Raw genomic sequence first — 19,706 nt, 5'->3', positions numbered from 1 at the left:
CGTCAGAAGCTGAAGCTGACGCCCACGTTCAAAGCATTGGTGATGATGTTCGTTTCCAGCGTGCCGCCACCGTCAAGGTCGGCGGTGTTCTGGGAATAGGTGAACTTGTATTCACCGAAGAGCGAGAACCGCTCGCTGATCGGATAGCTGGCACCGGCCAGCAGCGTCGCTGCGGGACCGGTCACCTGATACCCCAGAGTGCTTGTGCTGCCGTTCGACACCTCGACATGCGGAATCGCCAGACCGATACCGGCACCGACGTAGGGCCGGATACCATACATCGGCTGGAACCGGCGGTAGGCGTTTGCCGTCAGCGTGTTCAGACCGTCGGTGAATTCCAGCGTGGTGAAATCCGTGCCGCGCGAATCGGCGGTGGAATAGACCTTGGTATGCGTGAAATCGAGGCCGTAGCCAAAGCTGTCGGACGCCCAGTAGGTCGCCCGCAGACCGTAGTACGGCGGCGGGCTGAAGGACCGGCCTTCCCATTGCACACGGGTCTTGGCCGGATAGGCCGGGTCGCCGCTGATGAAAAGGTCGGAATGCGGCGCGCTTTGGGCGCCGCCGTAAAAGCTCAGTTCGACCTCGGCGCTGGCGGCGGCAGGCACGACGGACGCGAGGGACAAGGCAACGAGTGAGGCACGCAACACGGCATGTCCTTTCAGGGTGTGATCATCACGTGCATTTAGACCGCGTGACACGGGGTCTCAAGGGCCGGTTCCCGCCGATCCAACAGATTCGCGTGATCGCGGCGCGCTGGAATGACCCCCCGGACGTTCGAAAACTGCGTCATTCGGGCCTCATATCCCCCCCCTGCGCCGGAATGTCCGCTGGACTGACCGGGACGTGCGGGCTACACAACGCCGGATCGGACGGCATCGCGTGCCATCCCTCTTTCTATTCGCAGGGCCACCGCACAGGCGGCCCCCCTCAACCGGGAGACATCCTTTTGTCACATGCAGACGAACATCAGGGCACACGCCGCGATTTCCTATATTATGCGACCGCCGGTGCCGCCGTCGTCGTGGGCGGTGCCGCTGTCTGGCCGCTGGTCAACCAGATGAACCCTTCCGCCGACGTGCAGGCGCTGGCGTCGATCCGCGTCGACATCAGCGGTGTCGCCGAAGGCACCCAGCTGACCGTGCTGTGGCAGGGCAAGCCGGTGTTCATCCGTTACCGTACCGCTGACGAAGTCGCGGCCGCGCAGGCCGTGGCCCTGACCGATCTGGTCGACACCAATGCCGAAAACGCCAACCTGCCCGACGGGTCAGAGGCCACCGACGCGAACCGCGCGCTGGCCACCTCGACCGGGTCGGACGAGGAAGGCGGCGAAGCCTGGCTGGTCATGATGGGCGTCTGCACGCACCTTGGCTGCGTGCCGCTGGGCGAGCAGGGCGATTTCGGCGGCTGGTTCTGCCCGTGCCACGGATCGCATTACGACACCGCCGGCCGCATCCGCAAAGGGCCTGCACCGCGCAACCTGCCCGTGCCGGTCGCGTCCTTCGTCGACGCCACCACCATTCAACTCGGTTAAGAGGAAAGACACCCATGGCTGGTATTCCCCACGACCACTATGAACCGAAGTCCGGCGGTGAAAAGTGGCTTTACAAGCGGCTGCCGATCGTCGGCCTGCTGCATGACGCGCTGTTCATCCCGACACCGAAGAACCTGAACTGGATGTGGATCTGGGGCATTGTCCTGACCTTCACGCTGGTCCTGCAGATCGCCACCGGCATCGTGCTGGTGATGCACTACACCCCCCACGTCGACATGGCCTTTGCGAGCGTCGAGCACATCATGCGCGACGTGAACGGCGGCCACATGATCCGCTACTTCCATTCCAACGGCGCGTCGCTGTTCTTTGTCGCCGTTTATCTGCACATCTTCCGCAGCCTGTATTACGGATCGTACAAGGCCCCCCGCGAGGTGACGTGGATCATCGGCATGCTGATGTATCTGCTGATGATGGGCACCGCCTTCATGGGCTACGTGCTGCCCTGGGGCCAGATGTCGTTCCACGGCACGGCCGTCATCACCGGCCTGTTCGGCGCGATCCCCTTCATCGGGACCTCGATCCAGACTTGGCTGCTGGGCGCCGGCGCCGTCGGCCAGCCCGCACTGAACCGCTTCTTCTCGCTGCACTACCTGATGCCCTTCATCCTGCTGGGCCTGACGATGGTGCACATCTGGGCATTCCACACGACCGGCAACAACAACCCCACCGGTGTCGAAGTGCGCCGCACGTCCAAGGAAGACGCCGAGAAGGACACCCTGCCCTTCTGGCCCTACTTCGTGATCAAGGACCTGTTCGCCCTCGCGGTGATCCTGGCCGTGTTCATGGCGGTCGTCGGTTTCATGCCGAACTATCTGGGACACCCGGACAACTATGTCCCCGCGAACCCGCTGGCAACACCGTCGCACATCGTGCCGGAATGGTACTTCCTGCCGTTCTACGCGATCCTGCGCGCCTTTACCGGTGACGTCTGGGTGGTGCAGCTGGTGAACTGGGTCAGCTTCGGCATCATCGACGCCAAGTTCTTTGGCGTGCTGGCGATGTTCGGTGCGATCGCGGTCATGGCGCTGGCGCCCTGGCTCGACACCTCGTCTGTCCGTTCGGGCCGCTTCCGCCCGACGTTCAAGTGGTGGTTCGCGCTGCTGGCCGTCGACTTCGTCGTGCTGATGTGGGCCGGCGCGCAGCCTGCGGAATTCCCCTACGACTGGATTTCGCTGATCGCCGCCACCTACTGGTTCGCTTACTTCCTGATCATCCTGCCGCTGCTGGGTGTCATGGAAAAGCCGCTGGCGCAGCCTGCCACCATCGAAGACGACTTCAAATCGCACTACGCTCCGACCGGTGGCACCACGACCATCGTGACCCCGGCAGAGTGAGAAAGGACCACGTGACCATGTTTCGCACACTCACCATGACGGCCCTGACGGTATTGGCGCTCAGCGCCGGGGCCGCCACCGCCGAGACGGAAGTCGAGATCCACGATTTCGACTTCCCGTTCGAGGGTCCTTTCGGCAGCTACGACACCATGCAGCTGCAGCGCGGACTGAAGATCTATACCGAGGTCTGCTCCTCATGCCACGGCATGACCCGCGTGTCGTTCCGCACCCTGTCGGACGAAACCGGCCCCGCGATCCCCGAAGACCAGATGCGCGCCTACGCGGCAAACTTCGAAGTCTTCGACAAGACGCTGGCCGACGGCGCGGGCGACTACCGCGCCGCCACACCGGCGGACTACTACCCGGCATCGTCGTTGGCCAACGCGCCCGACCTGTCGCTGATGGCCAAGGCGCGCGCGGGTTTCCACGGCCCCTACGGCACCGGCATCAGCCAGTTCGTGAACGGCATGGGCGGCCCGGAATATATCGCCTCGCTGCTGGAAGGCTACCGGGACGAGCCGGAATGTGCCGCCACGATGGAAACCCCGATGGAGGGTTACTACAACGTGGCCTTCGCCAACGGCGGTTTCCCTGATGCCTGCAAGGACGAGCATGGCCACCACACCGTGCCCGGCAGCTGGATCGCGATGCCGCAGCCTCTGTATGGCGAGGATGTGACCTTCGACGACGAGAGCGCCAACAGCCTCGAAGACGAAGTGCAGGACGTCGCCGCCTTCCTGATGTGGACAGCAGAGCCGAAGCTGGTCGCGCGCAAGCAGGCTGGCCTGACTGGCGTGATCTTCCTTAGCGTGCTGTCCGTGTTGCTGTACCTGACGAACAAGCGCATCTGGGCACCACACAAGAACAAGCTGAAGCACTAAGCTGCTGACAGCGCAAGGAAGGCCCGCCATCACTGGCGGGCCTTTCGCGTTTCAGGTGCCAAGATAAGCGCGCAAGGCGGCGGGCGGGTCGGCAAACAGGGCGGCGGTGTCCCGCGCGGGGTTCGCCATCCCGTCAGCCACCAGCACGACCTGATTTGCAAAGTCACGCGCGTCCTGCGGATCATGGGTCACGACAATGACCGTCCGCCCCCGCCCCACCAGCCTGTCGCGCACCAGCGTCAGCATCTCGTGCCGCAACGACGGGCCGAGGGCGGCAAAGGCCTCGTCCAGCAACACGACGGGCCGGTCCGCCAGCAGGGCGCGCGCCAGCGCCGCCCGGCCCTGCTGTCCGCCAGACAGGGCGCGCGGTTTGCGGTCACCCATCCCCGCCAGACCCACGGACGCCAATGCAGCATTGACCTGTCCCTGTTGCGGCGCGATCAGCCGCAGGCGCGGGGCCAGCGCCAGGCCGACGTTCTGCGCAATGGTCAGGTGGGGGAACAGGTTGTTGTCCTGAAACAGCATCGTGACGGGCCGGTCGCCCGGGATGCGTGCGGTGATGTCCGTGCCATCCCACAGGATGCGCCCGGCGCGCGGTGCAAGGAATCCTGCAACCGCGGCCAGCAGCGTCGACTTGCCACCGCCGGACGGGCCGATCACGGCAGTCAGGCCCGGCGCAATCTGCAGATCGGCGGTCAGGCGAAAGTCCCCTTGCGCAAGCGTCACGCCGTCAAGCGTCAACATCCATGCGCCCTCCACGATCGCAGATCCAGAAGACGCCCAGCGCCAATGCCAACAGCAGCAAGGCCGCCCCCGCCGCCGCATCCATGCGGTAGGCGCCCATCAAGCGATACATCGCTAGCGGCAGCGTCTCTTGCGCGTCGGTGGCAAAAAGCGCGATGACGCCAAGGTCCCCGAGCGACAGGGCCGCCGTCAAACCCGCCGCGAACCCCAGCGGGCGGCGCAGGCGCGGCAGGATTACGATCCGCAGCAGGGACAGGCCGCGCAGGCCCAGTGTTTCAGCCAAGCGCCCGTAGCTTGCGCGGATGTCCGTCACGGCAGGCCCCAGCACGCGCAGCACGAAGGGCAGCGCCATGACCGCGTTGACGCAGAGTGTCACCGGCAGGGCCAAGGTCGCGGGGTTCGCAAGCGGGAAAAGCATCAGGAACAGCCCCGTCCCCATGACCAGCGCGCTGGCCGCCAGCGGCAGCACACCCACGATCGACATCACGATCCCCCCGCGCAGCGCAAGCGACAGGCCCAGCAGCAGGCAGAGCACCGTCGATCCCGCCGCCACGGCAACGGACCGGCCCGCTGCTGCCCAGACGCCCGGTCCCAGATCAGCCAGCCCCGGCACGCCGCGCCAGACAACCATCGCCAGCGGTGTCGCCAGAAACAGCGTCACTGCGAGTAACCAGGCCCAGTCCCAAGCGCTCTGGTCCCAGCGGGCGACGACGCGGTCCAGACCGCTGCCGAAGCCGTCCACCGGCGTCACGCGCCACGCGATCACCGCCGCTACGGCGCACAATCCGAACTGGATGCAGGACAGCAAGGCCGCACGGCCAAGGTCGAAATCAAAGCGCACCGCCTGCCAGATCGCAAGCTCGACAGTCGTGGCCTTTGGCCCGCCGCCCAGCGTCAGGGCCACGGCAAAGCTGGTCAGGCAGATCAGGAAGATCACCAGCACCGCCCCCGGCACGACGCGGGCCAGCATGGGCCGTTCCAGCAGTCGCCAGATCGGGGCGTTCAACTGGGCGGCCAGCTGGAACCGCTCTGCCGGGATCGACAGCCAGCCTTGCAGGATCAGGCGCACGGCGAGTGGCAGATTGAAGAAGACATGCGCCAGCACCACGCCGCCCGCGCCGTAGATCGACACGGGTGCGACGCCAAGGCCCGCCAGACCGGCGTTTAACAGCCCGCCACGCCCGAAGACGGCCAGCAGGCCCAGCACAGCCACGATCACCGGCAGGATGAAAGGTGCGCCCAGCAGCATGACCAGCGCGCCGCGCCAGCGGAACCGCCGCCGCGCCAGCGCGCGCGCCACCGGCACCGCCAGTGCCACGCTGACCAAGGCCGACACGATGGCCTGTCCGACGGTAAACCGGATCGCGGCCCAGTCGCCGGACGACAGCCCGCGGCCCACCTCGGCCCGCAGGGCGACGGCCAGAAGCGTGCCCAGCGTCAGCGCCAGCACAAGTGCTGCAGACAGCCACGCCGGCAGGCTGCGCATCACTGCGACAGGGCTGTGCGCCACGTCTCGACCAGTGCGTCGCGCACGTTTGCCGCGTCCTGCGACGACAGCAGCAGGCCCTTTGACGGGACCGTCAACGTGTCGAAACCGGTGGGCAAGCTGACCTTGGTTGCGGGATACATCCAGTTCGTTTCCGGAATCACGTCTTGAAAACCGGGCTGCGCGATGAAGGCCATGAACTGATCCGCCAGCGCCGGCTGGTCGGTATTCGCCACCTTGGCCGCGACCTCGACCTGCAAATAGTTGCCCTCGTCAAACGCCCACGACGTCTTGGTGTCGTCGTCCTCTGCGATCAGGTGATAGGCGGGCGAGGTGGTGTAGGACAGCACCGCGTCCGCCTCTCCGGCCAGAAAGAGGTTGTAAGCTTCGGTCCAGCCGGGCGTCACGGTGACGATGTTGTCCGCAAGGTCGGCCCAGATTTGCGGCGCCTCGTCGCCATAGACCGCATGCACCCACATCAGCAGCCCCAGACCGGGGGTGGACGACCGGGGATCCTCGATCACGATCTTCAGGTCGCTGTCGGCCAGCGCGCGGAACGACGTGACGGGTGCTGTGTCCTTGTTCGCGACAAAGGCGAGGTAGCCCCAGTCGAACGGCAGGAAGGTGTCGTCGTCCCACGTCACCGGCATGGTCAGATCGGCGGTGACACCATGCGGCGCGAAAAGCCCCGTGTCGCGGGCGGCGGCGGTCAGGTTCGTATCCAGACCCAGCACCACGTCAGCGTCCGTGCGCGGCCCTTCCAGTTGCAGCCGCGCCAGCAGGGCGGCACCGTCGCCGGCACTTGTGAACACCAGATCGCAGGCGCATTCCGCCTCGAAGGCCTTCTCGATTGCGGGGCCCGGGCCCCATTCGCTGGTAAAGCTGTCGTAGGTCAGCACGTTCAGCACGGGCGTCTGGGCGAGCGCTGTGCTGGCACACAGGATCGCACCGACGCTTGCAAGGCCGAGACTCAAGGTTTGGGTCTTCATGTCATCCTCCAAAACGACGGGCGGAATGGGGGACAGCGTGATTGCCGGACCTTCCCTCCGCCGGTCCTAACCGGTTCAGGTTCAACGGGTCCGCTTGCGCATCTCAGCCAGATTGGCCCCCCGAGGTGCGGCGACGTTAACGATGCCATTTACAAATGAAAAGGGCCGCAGTCTCCTGCGGCCCCCGTTCCTAAATGTCGGCCCGTTCAGGCGATGGCGTGGTCCGGCAGATGCGCCTCGCCCTCGCCGGTGGTGCCGGCATCGGGGTTGTCGAAGATCGCAAGGTCGATCTTGCCTTCGCCCTTGGCGACGATGGTCGTCACGATCGCGTCGCCGGTGATGTTCACCGCCGTGCGGATCATGTCCATCAGGCGGTCGACGCCCAGGATGATCGCGATCCCCTCGATCGGCAGGCCGACCTGCGTCAGCACCATCGTCAGCATGACAAGGCCCACCCCCGGCACACCGGCGGTGCCGATGGAGGCGAGGACCGCCATGCCGATGACCGTGAGGTAGCCCATCAGGCCAAGGTCGATGCCATAGACATTGGCGAGGAACACCGTCGCCACGCCCTGCATGATCGCGGTGCCGTCCATGTTGATCGTCGCACCGAAGGGGATACAGAAGGACGCAACGCTTTCATCCACCCCCACACGTTCCGTCGTGCACTGATACGTGACGGGGATCGTGGCGTTCGACGACGCCGTCGAGAAAGCAAAGATCTGCGCCGGGCGCATCTTCTTCATGAAGGTGATCGGGCTAAGGCCCGTCAGCAGCTTCAGCATGCCGGGCAGCGTCAGGAACAGGTGAATGAACAAGGCACCCACCAGCGTCAGCACATAGGCAATCACGGGCAAGAACAGGCCCAGACCCTGTTCGGCAAACGTCTTGGCGATCAGGGCGAAGACGCCGTAGGGGGCCGCCCGCATGACCAGATCGACGATCTTCATCATGACTTCGTTCATGTAATCGCAGGCCTCGACGAACGGCTTGGACCGGTCGCCCAGCATCAGGACCGCTATGCCAAGGATCACCGTATAGAAAATGACCTGCAGCATTTCGCCACTCGCGAAGGCTGCAATCGGGTTCGTGGGGACGATCGCGGCGAAGACGTTCCAGACGCTCGGCGCCTCTGCGGCCGAAATCCCGCTGGCGTCGATGCCGGTCATGTCGAACCCCTTGCCGGGTCCGATCAGCGTGGCTAGCACCAGTGCCACGGTGATCGCGAGCGCGGTGGTAAAGATGTAAAGGCCGAAGGACTTCGTCCCCACCCGGCCCAGCACGCGGACATCGCCGATCCCGGCGACACCGCCGATCAAAGAGAAGAACACCAGCGGCACGACCAGCATCTTGAGCGCGTTGACGAACATCTTGCCGATCATGCCAAAGAATCCGGCAACGACGTAGTCGTTGATGAAAGGCATGTTGACCGTGTTGAAGACGACGCCGACAAGGATTCCGAGGCCCATCGCCAGCATGATCTTCATGGTCAGCGACATCTTTCCGTCGCCGCCCGAAGGTGTGGTTGTTGCGTCCGCCATTGGACGTCTCCCCATGTTTTGAACTTTGTTCACTCCTTTCAGGCTGGCACAGAACGCCGCGTTTGGCGACGAAAACATGTTACAAAATTGTAATGTGCCTTGTTTCAAAGGCTTGCCCGCGCAATTTAAGGGCGAATCGCCCGAATTGAACCCGGCGCGGCTATGGTTTAAGCCCGCTGCAACAACAGCGAGGCGCCCCCCATGTCGGTCAATTCCTTCGGTCACTTGTTCCGCTTCACCACATGGGGCGAAAGCCACGGCCCGGCCTTGGGTGCCACCATCGACGGCTGCCCGCCGGGCGTGCCGTTGGAGCCTGCGATGATCCAGCAGTGGCTGGACAAGCGCCGCCCCGGCCAGAACCGGAACATGACCCAGCGCAACGAACCCGATGCGGTGGAAATCCTGTCCGGCGTCTACGAAGGCCGCACGACCGGCACGCCGATCCAGCTGATGATCCGCAACACCGATCAGCGGTCCAAGGATTACGGCGATATCCTGAACACCTTCCGCCCCGGTCACGCCGACATCACCTATCACCAGAAATACGGGCTGCGCGATCCACGCGGCGGCGGCCGGTCGTCGGCCCGCGAAACGGCGGCGCGGGTCGCGGCGGGTGGCGTGGCGCGCGAGGTCATTGCCAGCCTCGTGCCCGACCTGCAGATCACGGGCTACATGGTGCAGATGGGCGAAAAGACGATCGACCGCAGCCGGTTCGACTGGGACCAGATCGGACAAAACGACTTCTGGTGCCCCGATCCTGTCGCGGCCAAGGAATTCGAGGCCTACCTCGACTGGTTGCGCAAGGATGATCACAACAGCGTCGGCGCGGTGATCGAGGTCGTGGCGCGGCGCGTGCCTGCGGGCATCGGCGCGCCGGTCTATGCCAAGCTCGACACGGACCTTGCCGCCGCGATGATGAGCATCAATGCCGTCAAGGGCGTCGAGGTCGGAGACGGCATGGCCGTCGCGGCCCTGACCGGGCGCGAGAACGCGGACGAGATCTTCTTGGGGAACGACGGGCTGCCGATGTATTCGTCCAACCACGCGGGCGGTATCCTGGGCGGGATCAGCACCGGGCAGGACGTGGTCGTGAGGTTCGCGGTCAAGCCGACATCGTCGATCCTGTCACCGCGCAAGTCGATCACGATGGACGGCAAACCGACGGAAGTGGTTACCAAGGGCCGCCACGACCCTTGCGTCGGCATCCGCGCCGTGCCCGTGGGCGAGGCGATGATGGCCTGCGTGATCCTCGATCACATCCTGCTCGACCGCGGCCAGACCGGCGGGGTGCGTGGCCGGATCGGCTGATCCGGCCACGTCATTAACCCTTTGATAAGGTGACCGTTCGCCTTCCCCGCGGATAAGGTCGACCGTCAGATCCAGTAGGGCGCCAGACCGTAATAGTCGTGCAGCCGTGCCTCGTAGTCGCGGTCGCGGTCCCAGGTGTCGGACCGTTCCGGCGCGCCGGTCAGCTGGTCCTTGGTCAGGTCGGTGACGTATCCACCCAGCCCGGTATCATAGCGCAGGGATTTCCACGGCAGCGGCTGATGCTCTTCGCCCATGCCCAGAAACCCGCCAAAGTTCATCACCGCATAGGCGACGTTGCCGGACTGCTTGTCGATCATCAGATGGTCGATATGACCGATCTGCTGGCGGTCCGCGCCATAGACTTCGGTGCCGTTCACACGGCTGGAATCGATCAGATTGTGTTCGCTCTGCATGTCGTATCCTTTCGTGATACTGTGCAGACCGAACCCGCAGAACGCCCTTGCGGTTGCACGCCCGTCCGGCACATCGGCAAAAGACTGCGCCAGTTTCAGCAAGACCCCGCCCCGTGGCGCGTTCAGTCGGACCAGTCGGTCGTATGCGCCTTGAGATAGCTGAGGAAGGTCTGGACCTTCACGCTGCGGTGCAGATCGACGTGCGTCACCAGCCACAGCTGCGCCGCCCATTCGTCGCGCGATGGCATCACGCGCTTCACCTCCGGGTGCAGCGGCAGCTCCAGTTCCGACATGAAGCCGATGCCGGCGCCTTTCAGAATGGCATCGGTCATCACCCGCATGTCGGTCGCGCGCAGCACCATCCGCTCTGGCCCGACCTTTTCGTGCAGCCAGCGGAAGAAGGGCGCGCGGTGCGGTTCTTCGACATGGCTGACGAAGACGTGGTTCTTCAGGTCATCCTCATCCGCGGGCATGCCGTAATGCGCGATGTAGTCGTCGGACGCGACCAGTGCCATGCGCTGGGTAACTAGCGACTGCACGACATTGTCAGGCTCCGACGGTTGCTTGCCCGCCCGGATCGCCACATGCGCCTCGCCGTATTCCAGCCGCAGGACCCGGTCGCCGGTCAGGAACTGCAGGCGGATTTCGGGATACTCCCGCTGGAACCCGACCAGCACGGGCATCAGGATCGGCCCCAAAGACGCCAGGGAGGTCACGACCAGACTGCCGCGCACGCCCTCGCCCAAGCCCTTGATCCGGCCTGCCAATTGCGTGAACTGCTCGTCCGTGGCCTGTGCGACGCGCAGCAGGTCGGTGCCAGCCTCGGTCGCGGTGTAGCCGCGCGCATGACGCTGGAACAGCTTCACGCCCAACCGCCCTTCAAGCGCGTCGATATGGCGGATCACCGTGGCGTGGTGAACGCCCAAGGTCTCTGCCGCCCCACTGACCGTGCCGGCGCGCGCCACCTGAAAGGCCGTACGGATTTCGTCCCAGCTGTCCATCTCGGCGTCCTGTGCGTTCGGGAACATTTCCACACAGATTTCGACAATTCGGTTCGGATTTGCAATGTCGAATCGGCGCGACACCGCAACACGCTTGACCGGCGTGACACACGGACCGACATAGGTGACATGCCGTCATTGCCCCAACGCCTTGCCACGCTGAACGCCCGCCTGGTGCAAAAGCCGCTTCTGGCGCTGGTCGGCAGCCCCTACATCCTGCGTCGCCTGTTCACGCTCAACGCGGTCATCGGCGTCCGCACGCCCAAGGGACTGACGCTGGAACCTGTGCAACTGGGGCGGCGGACCTGTACCCTGTGCGACATGGGCCAGCCCCACAACCACGGCACGCTGCTTTACATCCACGGCGGCGCCTTCATGCTGGGCAACCTGCGCGGCTATCGCCATCTGGTGGCCCGCCTGGGGCAGGCGGCGGGCATGCGCGCGGTATTTCTCAACTACCGCCTCGCGCCGGAACACCCCTTCCCCGCGGGCCTCGACGATGCAGAGGCCGCGTGGCGCGCCCTTGCGGCCGATCCCGCGTCGGGACCGCTGGCACTGGCGGGCGACAGCGCGGGCGGCAATATCGCACTGGCCCTGCTGGGGCGGATCCTCGCCAAGGGATTGCCGATGCCCGCCGCCGTCGCGGCGCTGTGCCCGGTGACGGACCTGCGGTTGCAGAACCCGTCGCTGACCACGAACCGGCGTCACGACCCGCTGGTGTCGACCCGCTGGGGTGCCCGCGGCGTCGCCGCCTATCTGAACGGCGCGGATCCCGCGCAACCGGACGCCTCGCCGATCCTGGGCGATTTCCATGGTGCACCGCCCGTGCTGATCCATACGGACACGACAGAGGTGCTTTATGACGACGCCCGCCTGATGGCCCGCCATCTGCGCGCGCAGGACGTCGATGTGACCCTGACCGAAAGCACCGGCCTGCCCCACGTCTGGCACATGAACGTCGGCCGCACGCCAGAGGCGGACGCCAGCGTCGCCGCCGTCGGTGCGTTTCTGGCAAAGCACGCGGCGCGCGCTACCTCCGCTTCATGAAAATCATCATCACGCTCCTCCGCGCCGCCCTTACCGTGGCCTTCCTCTATTTCGGTCTGCGCAAGCTGACCTCCGGCGCCGCTGACGTCGCGATCTACGATGCCATCGGTTTCGGCCAATGGCCGCGCTATGTGACGGGCACGGTCGAGGTGCTGGGCGCCATCGGCCTGTGGGTGCCCGGCGTGCAAGGGTTCGCCGCCCTGCTGTTGATGGCCACGGTCATGACGGGGACGCTCGCGCTGCTGCTCTTCACGACGCTGCCATTCTGGCACCTGATCCTGCTGACCGTCGCCTGTGCCGCCGTCGCCTATGCCTACGCCGCCCAGATCGGCGCCCGCCTGCCCCGCGCTTGACTCGGGCCCCCGCACCTTCTAAACGCCACCCAACACCCGGAAGCACAGCCTTCCGGTCCCTCGCTGGTCGGGGGATCGCCCCTCGTCAGCGCGTTGCGCCCACGGGGGCGTTACTGCATTGATCGTCTGGTGCTATAAGATGCCCCGGATGTAACGAGATACGGGGCACGCGCCGATGTTCGAGAACCTATCAGACCGCCTGTCAGGCGTCTTCGACAAGCTGACCAAGCAGGGTGCGCTGTCCGACGACGACGTGAAAACCGCCCTGCGCGAGGTGCGCACCGCCCTGCTGGAGGCTGACGTCTCGCTGCCCGTCGCGCGCGACTTCGTCGCCGCCGTGCAGGCCAAGGCGACCGGTCAGGCCGTCACCAAGTCGATCACCCCCGGCCAGCAGGTCGTCAAGATCGTCCATGACGAGCTGGAGCGCGTGCTGACCGGCGACACCGATCCCGGCGCGCTGAAGATCGACAACCCGCCTGCGCCGATCCTGATGGTCGGGCTGCAAGGCTCCGGCAAGACCACGACCACCGCCAAGCTGGCAAAGCGCCTGAAAGAGCGTGAGGGCAAGCGCGTGCTGATGGCCTCCCTCGACACCAACCGCCCCGCCGCGATGGAACAATTGGCGATCCTCGGCGTGCAGATCGGCGTCGACACCCTGCCCATCGTCAAGGGCGAAACCCCCGTCCAGATCGCCAAACGCGCCAAGATCGCGGCCAGCTTGGGCGGCTACGACGTCTACATGCTCGACACTGCGGGCCGTCTGCACATCGACGCCGAACTGATCGCGCAGGCCGCCGCCGTCCGCGACATCGCCAACCCGCGCGAGACGCTGCTGGTGGTGGACGGCCTGACCGGTCAGGACGCGGTCAACGTCGCGCAGGAATTCGACGACAAGATCGGCGTCACCGGCGTCGTGCTGACCCGGATGGACGGCGACGGTCGCGGCGGTGCCGCCCTGTCCATGCGCGCCATCACCGGCAAGCCGATCCGCTTCGTCGGCCTTGGCGAAAAGATGGACGCGATCGAGACCTTCGAGCCGTCGCGCATCGCCGGCCGCATCCTTGGCATGGGCGACATCGTCGCCCTCGTCGAAAAGGCGCAGGCCACGATCGAGGCGCAGCAGGCCGAAAAGATGATGAAGCGGTTCCAGCAGGGCCGGTTCAACATGAACGACCTCAAGATGCAGCTGGAACAGATGCTCAAGATGGGCGGGATGGAAGGCATGATGGGCATGCTGCCCGGCATGGGCAAGATGTCCAAGCAGATGGACGCCGCCGGCATCGACGATTCGATCCTGCGCCGCCAGATCGCCCTCATCAACTCGATGACCAAGAAGGAACGCGCCAACCCCGACCTGATGGCCGCCAGCCGCAAGAAGCGGATCGCCAAGGGCGCAGGCCTTGAGGTCAGCGAGTTGAACAAGCTGGTCAAGCAGCACCGCCAGATGGCCGACATGATGAAGAAGATGGGCAAGGGCGGGATGCTCAAGAACGCGATGAAGCAGATGATGGGCAAGGGTGGCGGCATGCCCGACATGAACGACCCCGCCGCCATGCAAGAGGCCGCAAAAGCCCTGCAAGGCAAGATGCCCGCCGGGGGCATGGGCGGCCTCCCCGGCCTCGGCGGCGGCGGCATGAAATTGCCCGCCGGCCTCTCCGGCTTCGGCAAGAAGAAATAAGCGATGCCCGTCTTCATCCTCGCTTTTTCCCCAATACTCCCGCCGGAGGCATCCCGCCCTCACCGCCGGGCAGCGCGGTGCCGCCTGACGCAGCCGCGCGGTCAGGCCTTGTGCCGCATCCGCACGCTCTCCCTCGCCCAAGCCCCCACCACCGAGGTCTCCGCATGAAGACGCCCGCCGCTCCCACCCTTCAGACCGGCCGCCTGATCCTGCGTCGCCCTGCCCCGGGCGACTGGCCGGCGTTCCGCGACTTCATGATGTCGGACCGTGCCACATTCTTTCACCAGCAGGGCAACCTCGGCAGCATCTGGCGCAGCTTTGCCGCCGAACTGGGCCATTGGGACATCTTCGGTTGCGGCATGTGGGCCGTGACCCTGCGCGGCGACGATACCGCGCTGGGCCTGATCGGCCCCTGGACGCCGCCCGACTGGCCGGAAACCGAAATCGGCTGGATGATCTTCGATGCCGCCACCGAAGGCACCGGCATCGCGTCCGAGGCTGCCCGCGCGAGCTTGACCCATGCCTTCAACGTGCTGGGCTGGACCACCGCGGTCAGCTACATCCACCCGGACAATACCCGGTCCGTGGCCCTGGCCGAGAAATTGGGCGCCGTCCGCGATCCCAAGGCCCCGCGCCCCGCCAACTACGACGACAGTGCCGTCTGGCGGCACCACGCGCCCAACACCGACCACTGACACCCGCATCATCCGGAGACTCTCCATGACCATCCACCCCTGGGAACAGCCCCCCGCCGGACAGGCCGCCATTGCCGCCGACCGCATCGTGCAGGCGCTGCCGCGCATCGCATCCGACCGCACCTTCCTGCGCGGGCCCCACATGGAAGACTTCGACGTCTTCGCCGATCTGGTGACCTCCGACCGTGGCCGCTACGTGTCCGGCCCGCTGACCCGCGAAGGCGCCTGGGACGATTTCATCCAGCTGACCGCCAGCTGGATCCTGCGCGGCTGCGGGCTGTGGACGGTCGAGCATCAGGACGACAAGCGCGTGCTGGGCTTCGTGTTGCTGGGCCACGAGACCGGCGATCCAGAACCCGAACTGGGGTTCCTGTTCACCGAAGAGGCCGAGGGCGAAGGCTATGCCTTTGAAGCCTCCGAGAAGGCGCGCAACAATGCCTGGAACGCGCTGAGCTTCGAGACGCTGGTCAGCTATATCGACCCGGACAATGACCGCGCGATTGCGCTGGCAAAGCGTCTGGGTGCCGAAAAGGGGCCCGGCGCAATTCACGACGGCTGCGAAGTCTGGCGCTATGCCCGGCCGGAGTATGACCTGTGACCGACGACACGACCCGCGCCGCCGAGATCCTGAAGGATCACCGCGCCAGCATCGACCGGCTGGATGCGATCCTTGTCTATACGCTGGGCGAGCGGTTCAAGCACACACAGGCCGTGGGCCGGCTGAAGGCGGAACACGCCCTGCCGCCCTCGGACCCCACGCGCGAGGCGACGCAGATCGCCCGCCTCACCCATCTTGCGGATCAGGCCGATCTGGACCCTGAATTCGCCAAGAAATTCCTGAATTTCATCATTCAGGAAGTCATCCACCACCACGAACAACACAAATCCTGACGGCACCCGCTGTCATCCAATCCAAAGAAGGACTTACACCAATGGCCATGAAAATTCGTCTCGCCCGCGGCGGCTCCAAGAAGCGCCCCTATTATTCCATCGTCGCCGCCGACAGCCGCATGCCGCGCGACGGCCGCTTCAAGGAGAAGCTGGGCACCTACGCACCGATGCTGGCAAAAGACGACGAGAACCGCGTCAAGATGGACATGGAGCGCGTGCAGTACTGGCTGGATCAGGGTGCGACCCCGACCGACCGCGTCGCCCGCATGCTGGAAGCTGCCGGCACCCTGCCCAAGAAGGACCGCGCCAACCTGAAAAAGGGTGAGCCGGGCAAGCAGGCCGTGAAGCGCGCCGAGGAAAAGGCCGCCAAGCAGAAGGCCATCGACGACGCCGCTAACGCGCCGAAAGAGGCGCCTTCCGAAGAGACCACCGAAGAGGCCGCAGCACAAGAGTAATCCTGTCTGCGCCGGGCCGGATCGCCACGTCGATCCGGCCCACCGCTTCTTTGCCGGGTGCTGCATACCAGCGCCCCGCCAAGCAGAGGGTTTGCCATGACCACCACAACCGATCCGAAAGTCATCGTGGGCCGCCTGTCGGGGTCCTTCGGCGTGCGCGGCGAGGTGCGGCTGAAATCCTTCTGCGCCGACCCCGAGGCCATCGCGGATTATACGCCGCTGACCACCGACACCGGCCTGACCTTTGCGCAGGTCGTGCTGACCGGGCAGATCAAGGGCGGCTTTACCGCGCGCCTTGACGGCGTGGTGACCAAGGAAGACGCCGACGCGCTGACCAATGTCGACCTTTACGCCCTGCGCAGTGCCCTGCCAGCGCCCGCGGACGACGAATACTACTACGCCGATCTGGAAGGTCTGACCGTGCTGGACACCGGCGGCGCGACGCTGGGCCGGGTGGTGCGGGTCGTGGATCACGGCGCGGGCGATCTGCTGGACATCGCCGTGCCGGGACAGTCGGAAACAGTGCTGCTGCCCTTTACGCAGGCACTGGTGCCCACGGTCGATCTGACCACGCGCCGGATCATCGCGGACCCGCCCGAAGGCCTCTTTCCCGCGCCATGACCGAGATCCTGCTGCATCCGGGGTTCCACAAGACGGGCACAAGCTCGATCCAGCATTTCCTGTGGCTGAACCGCGCGACGCTGGATGCATATTTCACCTCTGTCATGCTGCGGCACCTGAAGCCCGTCGTGCAGATGGCCTGCCGCTTTTCCCGCAGCCAGAACCCCGCCGACCTGCTGGACATGGTCCCTGCCCTTGACGCGGCGCTGGCAGAGGCCGCCGTGCACCCCGGCCAGAACCTGCTGATATCCTGCGAGGGACTGCTGGGCCACCTGCCCGGCTGGCCGGATGTGGACACCTATGCAGCGGCACCGACGTTGATCGCCTATCTGACCGGCTATTTTCAGGACCGTTACCCCGGCGCCCATCTGCGCGTCATCCTGACAACCCGCGACGCCGAAAGCTGGCTGTTCAGCGCCTACCGCCATCACCTGCGCGGCCATCGTCTGACCCAGTCAGCCGCGGCCTTTGCGAGCACTTACGCCAAGGCTGCCGACCTGACAGGTATGGCAGCCGTGATGGCCGAGGCCGTGGGCGACGTGCCGGTCTTTACCCTGCCCCTGTCGGACCTGCAAAGCTATCCGCTGGGTCCGGGCGGCGCATTCTGCGACCTGATGCAGGTCCCTGCCGATGTGCGCAGCGATTTGGTCGCCGTGGGTCAGGGCAATACCGGACCGGATCAGACCCTGTGGGAACAGTTTCTGGCCCTGAACCGTGGTCCGCTGGGCGACGCCGCCGTCCGCGACGAAAAGGCCCGTCTGGCGCAGGCCGTCGATCTGGGCGGCTGGCGCAGGGCCTGAGCGCATGGTGCATGTGATCGTCCACGCCGGGTTTCACAAGACCGGCACCTCTTCCTTGCAAAGCTGGCTGGGTCAGAACCGCCGCGCGCTGAAGCCCTACCTTTCCTTTTACGGCAAGGCGGACTTCCTCTCCGCCGGCAGCGCCGCCCGCATCTATGGGCAAAAGCCTTATCCATGGCGGTTGCGGGCGTTCCGGCGCAGCTTTGACCGGTTTCTGGCCAAGATACCCGACGCACCCGTGATCGTGTTGTCGCGGGAAACCTTCAGCGGGTCGATGCCGGGGCACCGCCGCTTTCCGGGGCGGCTGATCCGCAATTATCGCGATGTGGCCGTGCCGCTGGGTCGGCAGATCATAGCAGCCCTGCAGGCACGATTCGGCGCGGATGTGCAGATCACGTTCCTTTACACCCTGCGCGAGCGCGAAGGCTGGATCCGCAGCGTCTATGGTCATCTGCTGCGGTCGATCCACCTGCGCGACGATTACGACCGCTTCCGCGCCCGGTTCCCCGACCTGATCGACCCGCGGGCCGAGGCCGAGGCGATCGCACAGGCATTGGGTGTCAGCGCGCATATCGTGACGCTGGAGGATACAGGCCACCGGCGCGAGGGGCCGGCGAGTGCCGTGCTTGATCTGCTGAACGTGCCGCAGCCCCTGCGCGACCGCCTGCCGCCCGCCCGCCGTGCCAACGCCGGTCAGGCCCGCGCGATGGAGGATCAGTTCCTGATCATGAACCGCGCCAGCAGTGACAAGGCTGCGCTGAAGGCGGCAAAGGACGGCATGTTGCGGAACGCGCGGGATGCGGACAGCGACGATTAGGGAACATCTGGGCCCGACCGCCGGTTGGGGTGCATACATCCTTGAAAGGACATCACCATGCTGGGCTGGATCGTTACCCTCCTCGTGATCGCCGCGATCGCGGCACTCCTCGGGTTCGGCCGGATTTCGGGGGCCGCGCTGACCGGCGCCAAGATCCTGATCTTCGTCGTGCTGATCGTCTTCCTTCTGTTCCTGTTCGGCCTGATCGCACTGGTCTGACAAAAGCCATTTGCGCCCGCGCCGTGATGTCCTAAGACGCTGGCATGACCGATACACCGCCCCCCCGCGCCCTTGGCCGCAAGACGATCCGCCCGACCCTGCGCCCGCAGGAGCTGATGACCGACGCGCCGGACCTTGCCGGCGTCTGGACAGCACAGATCCTGACGCTGCTGCCCGATGCCTTTCCCGGCATTCTGGGCGACAGCCTGCTGGGCCGCGCCCTGAAGGACGACCTGTGGCAATTGCAGGTCACGGATCTGCGCCGGTATGGCGAGGGCAAGCATCGCAACGTCGACGACACCCCCGCAGGTGGCGGTGCGGGCATGGTCCTGCGCGCCGACGTGCTGGAAAAGGCGCTGCACGACGTGCGCCGCGGTGCGCGGGGCAACATGCCGCTGATCTACCTCTCGCCCCGGGGCCGCCCCATGACGCAGGCGCTGATGCAAAAGCTGTCGCAAGCCGACGGCGTCACCCTGCTCTGCGGCCGGTTCGAGGGCATCGACGAGCGTGTGATCGACCATTTTGATATGATCGAGGTGTCCTTGGGCGACTTCGTGATGACTGGTGGAGAGATCGCGGCAATGGCCTTGATTGACGCGACGGTCCGTCTTATACCCCGCGTGCTTGGGAATCAGCTGTCCACGGTCGAAGAGTCGTTCTCTGACGGGTTGCTGGAACACCCCCACTACACGAAACCCGCCGACTGGCACGGCCGCACCATACCTGACGTTCTTCTGTCGGGCCACCATGGACGGATCACCGACTGGCGACGGGCACAGGCCGAAAGGCTGACAAAGGAACGCAGACCTGACCTCTGGCGGGCTTATTGTGCGACGCACGGTAGGGACCCGGATGAAGACACAGAGCTCTAGGGTTGGCAT

23 protein-coding genes and 1 riboswitch are annotated in these 19,706 nt (G+C 65.4%); of the genes, 16 read left to right on the top strand and 7 right to left on the bottom strand.

From position 1 onward, the window contains the following. Window positions 1-2: 2 nt before the first annotated feature. On the bottom strand, window positions 3-647 hold the full coding sequence (locus GLR48_RS07725) for an outer membrane protein (protein WP_237060427.1): 645 nt from the start codon (window positions 645-647) through the stop codon (window positions 3-5). A gap of 299 nt (window positions 648-946) precedes the next feature. Here GLR48_RS07725 and petA point away from each other — a divergent pair, with 299 nt between their 5' ends. The 3 genes from petA to GLR48_RS07710 are packed head-to-tail and all read left to right on the top strand — an operon-like array spanning window position 947 to window position 3,767. Beyond that, on the top strand, window positions 947-1,531 hold the full coding sequence (gene petA, locus GLR48_RS07720; protein WP_237060425.1) for a ubiquinol-cytochrome c reductase iron-sulfur subunit: 585 nt from the start codon (window positions 947-949) through the stop codon (window positions 1,529-1,531). 14 nt (window positions 1,532-1,545) lie between these two features. Beyond that, window positions 1,546-2,886: a cytochrome b gene (locus GLR48_RS07715; RefSeq protein ID WP_237060423.1), complete on the top strand. Its 1,341-nt coding sequence runs from the start codon at window positions 1,546-1,548 to the stop codon at window positions 2,884-2,886. Window positions 2,887-2,903: 17 nt separating this feature from the next. Further along, window positions 2,904-3,767 (top strand): cytochrome c1, encoded by an 864-nt coding sequence (locus GLR48_RS07710; RefSeq protein ID WP_237060421.1) that lies wholly within the window; start codon window positions 2,904-2,906, stop codon window positions 3,765-3,767. A 51-nt stretch (window positions 3,768-3,818) separates the two neighbouring features. Here the strand turns inward: GLR48_RS07710 and GLR48_RS07705 are convergent, their stop codons facing one another. The 4 genes from GLR48_RS07705 to GLR48_RS07690 all read right to left on the bottom strand — a co-directional run bounded on the left by GLR48_RS07705 (window position 3,819) and on the right by GLR48_RS07690 (window position 8,527). Further along, window positions 3,819-4,511: a thiamine ABC transporter ATP-binding protein gene (locus GLR48_RS07705; RefSeq protein ID WP_237060419.1), complete on the bottom strand. Its 693-nt coding sequence runs from the start codon at window positions 4,509-4,511 to the stop codon at window positions 3,819-3,821. After that, on the bottom strand, window positions 4,498-5,997 hold the full coding sequence (locus tag GLR48_RS07700) for a thiamine/thiamine pyrophosphate ABC transporter permease ThiP (RefSeq protein WP_237064431.1): 1,500 nt from the start codon (window positions 5,995-5,997) through the stop codon (window positions 4,498-4,500). The genes GLR48_RS07705 and GLR48_RS07700 overlap by 14 nt, the downstream gene beginning before the upstream one ends. After that, entirely contained in the window at window positions 5,997-6,986 is a 990-nt protein-coding gene (gene thiB / locus GLR48_RS07695) for a thiamine ABC transporter substrate binding subunit (protein WP_237060399.1), read from the bottom strand. Before thiB ends, GLR48_RS07700 begins: the two co-directional genes overlap by 1 nt. A gap of 35 nt (window positions 6,987-7,021) precedes the next feature. Further along, window positions 7,022-7,119, bottom strand: a riboswitch (TPP riboswitch). A 73-nt stretch (window positions 7,120-7,192) separates the two neighbouring features. Further along, window positions 7,193-8,527 (bottom strand): dicarboxylate/amino acid:cation symporter, encoded by a 1,335-nt coding sequence (locus GLR48_RS07690; RefSeq protein ID WP_237060397.1) that lies wholly within the window; start codon window positions 8,525-8,527, stop codon window positions 7,193-7,195. Between the two features lie 201 nt (window positions 8,528-8,728). Here GLR48_RS07690 and aroC point away from each other — a divergent pair, with 201 nt between their 5' ends. Further along, entirely contained in the window at window positions 8,729-9,835 is a 1,107-nt protein-coding gene (gene aroC / locus GLR48_RS07685; RefSeq protein ID WP_237060395.1) for a chorismate synthase, read from the top strand. A 65-nt stretch (window positions 9,836-9,900) separates the two neighbouring features. On the opposite strand, the gene GLR48_RS07680 is transcribed toward aroC, so the two are convergent. After that, complete coding sequence (locus GLR48_RS07680; RefSeq protein WP_237060393.1) at window positions 9,901-10,248, bottom strand: PRC-barrel domain-containing protein; 348 nt, start codon at window positions 10,246-10,248, stop codon at window positions 9,901-9,903. A gap of 122 nt (window positions 10,249-10,370) precedes the next feature. Beyond that, complete coding sequence (locus tag GLR48_RS07675) at window positions 10,371-11,249, bottom strand: LysR family transcriptional regulator (protein ID WP_237060391.1); 879 nt, start codon at window positions 11,247-11,249, stop codon at window positions 10,371-10,373. Between the two features lie 129 nt (window positions 11,250-11,378). On the opposite strand from GLR48_RS07675, the gene GLR48_RS07670 reads away from it, so the two are divergent. From GLR48_RS07670 to trmD, 12 genes are all read left to right on the top strand, one after another. After that, window positions 11,379-12,296: an alpha/beta hydrolase gene (locus GLR48_RS07670; protein ID WP_237060389.1), complete on the top strand. Its 918-nt coding sequence runs from the start codon at window positions 11,379-11,381 to the stop codon at window positions 12,294-12,296. Beyond that, window positions 12,293-12,649: a DoxX family protein gene (locus tag GLR48_RS07665; RefSeq protein WP_237060388.1), complete on the top strand. Its 357-nt coding sequence runs from the start codon at window positions 12,293-12,295 to the stop codon at window positions 12,647-12,649. Before GLR48_RS07670 ends, GLR48_RS07665 begins: the two co-directional genes overlap by 4 nt. A 175-nt stretch (window positions 12,650-12,824) precedes the next feature. Continuing rightward, window positions 12,825-14,327, top strand: a complete 1,503-nt coding sequence (gene ffh, locus GLR48_RS07660) for a signal recognition particle protein (protein ID WP_237060386.1) — start codon at window positions 12,825-12,827, stop codon at window positions 14,325-14,327. A 164-nt stretch (window positions 14,328-14,491) separates the two neighbouring features. After that, on the top strand, window positions 14,492-15,022 hold the full coding sequence (locus GLR48_RS07655; RefSeq protein ID WP_237060384.1) for a GNAT family N-acetyltransferase: 531 nt from the start codon (window positions 14,492-14,494) through the stop codon (window positions 15,020-15,022). A 25-nt stretch (window positions 15,023-15,047) separates the two neighbouring features. Then, entirely contained in the window at window positions 15,048-15,620 is a 573-nt protein-coding gene (locus GLR48_RS07650; protein ID WP_237060382.1) for a GNAT family N-acetyltransferase, read from the top strand. Beyond that, a complete protein-coding gene (locus tag GLR48_RS07645; RefSeq protein ID WP_237060381.1) occupies window positions 15,617-15,913 on the top strand; it encodes a chorismate mutase in 297 nt (98 codons plus the stop codon). The genes GLR48_RS07650 and GLR48_RS07645 overlap by 4 nt, the downstream gene beginning before the upstream one ends. 41 nt (window positions 15,914-15,954) lie before the next feature. Beyond that, window positions 15,955-16,368 carry a 30S ribosomal protein S16 gene (gene rpsP, locus GLR48_RS07640; RefSeq protein ID WP_237060379.1) on the top strand — a complete coding sequence of 138 codons (414 nt, stop codon included), beginning with the start codon at window positions 15,955-15,957 and terminating at the stop codon, window positions 16,366-16,368. Between the two features lie 96 nt (window positions 16,369-16,464). Then, a complete protein-coding gene (rimM, locus tag GLR48_RS07635) occupies window positions 16,465-16,989 on the top strand; it encodes a ribosome maturation factor RimM (RefSeq protein ID WP_237060377.1) in 525 nt (174 codons plus the stop codon). Continuing rightward, complete coding sequence (locus tag GLR48_RS07630; RefSeq protein ID WP_237060374.1) at window positions 16,986-17,789, top strand: hypothetical protein; 804 nt, start codon at window positions 16,986-16,988, stop codon at window positions 17,787-17,789. The genes rimM and GLR48_RS07630 overlap by 4 nt, the downstream gene beginning before the upstream one ends. A gap of 4 nt (window positions 17,790-17,793) precedes the next feature. Further along, window positions 17,794-18,606: a hypothetical protein gene (locus GLR48_RS07625; protein WP_237060372.1), complete on the top strand. Its 813-nt coding sequence runs from the start codon at window positions 17,794-17,796 to the stop codon at window positions 18,604-18,606. 57 nt (window positions 18,607-18,663) lie between these two features. Beyond that, the gene (locus GLR48_RS07620; protein ID WP_237060370.1) at window positions 18,664-18,825 is read left to right on the top strand and encodes a DUF1328 domain-containing protein; all 162 of its coding nucleotides are present in this window, start codon (window positions 18,664-18,666) and stop codon (window positions 18,823-18,825) included. Between the two features lie 44 nt (window positions 18,826-18,869). Next, entirely contained in the window at window positions 18,870-19,697 is an 828-nt protein-coding gene (gene trmD / locus GLR48_RS07615) for a tRNA (guanosine(37)-N1)-methyltransferase TrmD (protein ID WP_237060361.1), read from the top strand. Window positions 19,698-19,706: the final 9 nt, after the last annotated feature.

This window comes from Loktanella sp. M215 (assembly GCF_021735925.1).
Lineage (GTDB): Bacteria > Pseudomonadota > Alphaproteobacteria > Rhodobacterales > Rhodobacteraceae > Loktanella.
Note: the sequence above shows the minus strand (reverse complement) of the source record. Positions and strands in the feature narration are given on the sequence as shown.

Coding starts and splice junctions, on each gene's coding strand:
- GLR48_RS07715 (WP_237060423.1), top strand. CDS start 1,546: ATGGCTGGTATTCCCCACGACCACTATGAACCGAAGTCCGGCGGTGAA.
- GLR48_RS07710 (WP_237060421.1), top strand. CDS start 2,904: ATGTTTCGCACACTCACCATGACGGCCCTGACGGTATTGGCGCTCAGC.
- GLR48_RS07705 (WP_237060419.1), bottom strand. CDS start 4,511: ATGTTGACGCTTGACGGCGTGACGCTTGCGCAAGGGGACTTTCGCCTG.
- GLR48_RS07700 (WP_237064431.1), bottom strand. CDS start 5,997: ATGCGCAGCCTGCCGGCGTGGCTGTCTGCAGCACTTGTGCTGGCGCTG.
- thiB (WP_237060399.1), bottom strand. CDS start 6,986: ATGAAGACCCAAACCTTGAGTCTCGGCCTTGCAAGCGTCGGTGCGATC.
- GLR48_RS07690 (WP_237060397.1), bottom strand. CDS start 8,527: ATGGCGGACGCAACAACCACACCTTCGGGCGGCGACGGAAAGATGTCG.
- aroC (WP_237060395.1), top strand. CDS start 8,729: ATGTCGGTCAATTCCTTCGGTCACTTGTTCCGCTTCACCACATGGGGC.
- GLR48_RS07680 (WP_237060393.1), bottom strand. CDS start 10,248: ATGCAGAGCGAACACAATCTGATCGATTCCAGCCGTGTGAACGGCACC.
- GLR48_RS07675 (WP_237060391.1), bottom strand. CDS start 11,249: ATGGACAGCTGGGACGAAATCCGTACGGCCTTTCAGGTGGCGCGCGCC.
- GLR48_RS07670 (WP_237060389.1), top strand. CDS start 11,379: ATGCCGTCATTGCCCCAACGCCTTGCCACGCTGAACGCCCGCCTGGTG.
- GLR48_RS07665 (WP_237060388.1), top strand. CDS start 12,293: ATGAAAATCATCATCACGCTCCTCCGCGCCGCCCTTACCGTGGCCTTC.
- ffh (WP_237060386.1), top strand. CDS start 12,825: ATGTTCGAGAACCTATCAGACCGCCTGTCAGGCGTCTTCGACAAGCTG.
- GLR48_RS07655 (WP_237060384.1), top strand. CDS start 14,492: ATGAAGACGCCCGCCGCTCCCACCCTTCAGACCGGCCGCCTGATCCTG.
- GLR48_RS07650 (WP_237060382.1), top strand. CDS start 15,048: ATGACCATCCACCCCTGGGAACAGCCCCCCGCCGGACAGGCCGCCATT.
- rpsP (WP_237060379.1), top strand. CDS start 15,955: ATGGCCATGAAAATTCGTCTCGCCCGCGGCGGCTCCAAGAAGCGCCCC.
- rimM (WP_237060377.1), top strand. CDS start 16,465: ATGACCACCACAACCGATCCGAAAGTCATCGTGGGCCGCCTGTCGGGG.
- GLR48_RS07630 (WP_237060374.1), top strand. CDS start 16,986: ATGACCGAGATCCTGCTGCATCCGGGGTTCCACAAGACGGGCACAAGC.
- GLR48_RS07625 (WP_237060372.1), top strand. CDS start 17,794: ATGGTGCATGTGATCGTCCACGCCGGGTTTCACAAGACCGGCACCTCT.
- GLR48_RS07620 (WP_237060370.1), top strand. CDS start 18,664: ATGCTGGGCTGGATCGTTACCCTCCTCGTGATCGCCGCGATCGCGGCA.
- trmD (WP_237060361.1), top strand. CDS start 18,870: ATGACCGATACACCGCCCCCCCGCGCCCTTGGCCGCAAGACGATCCGC.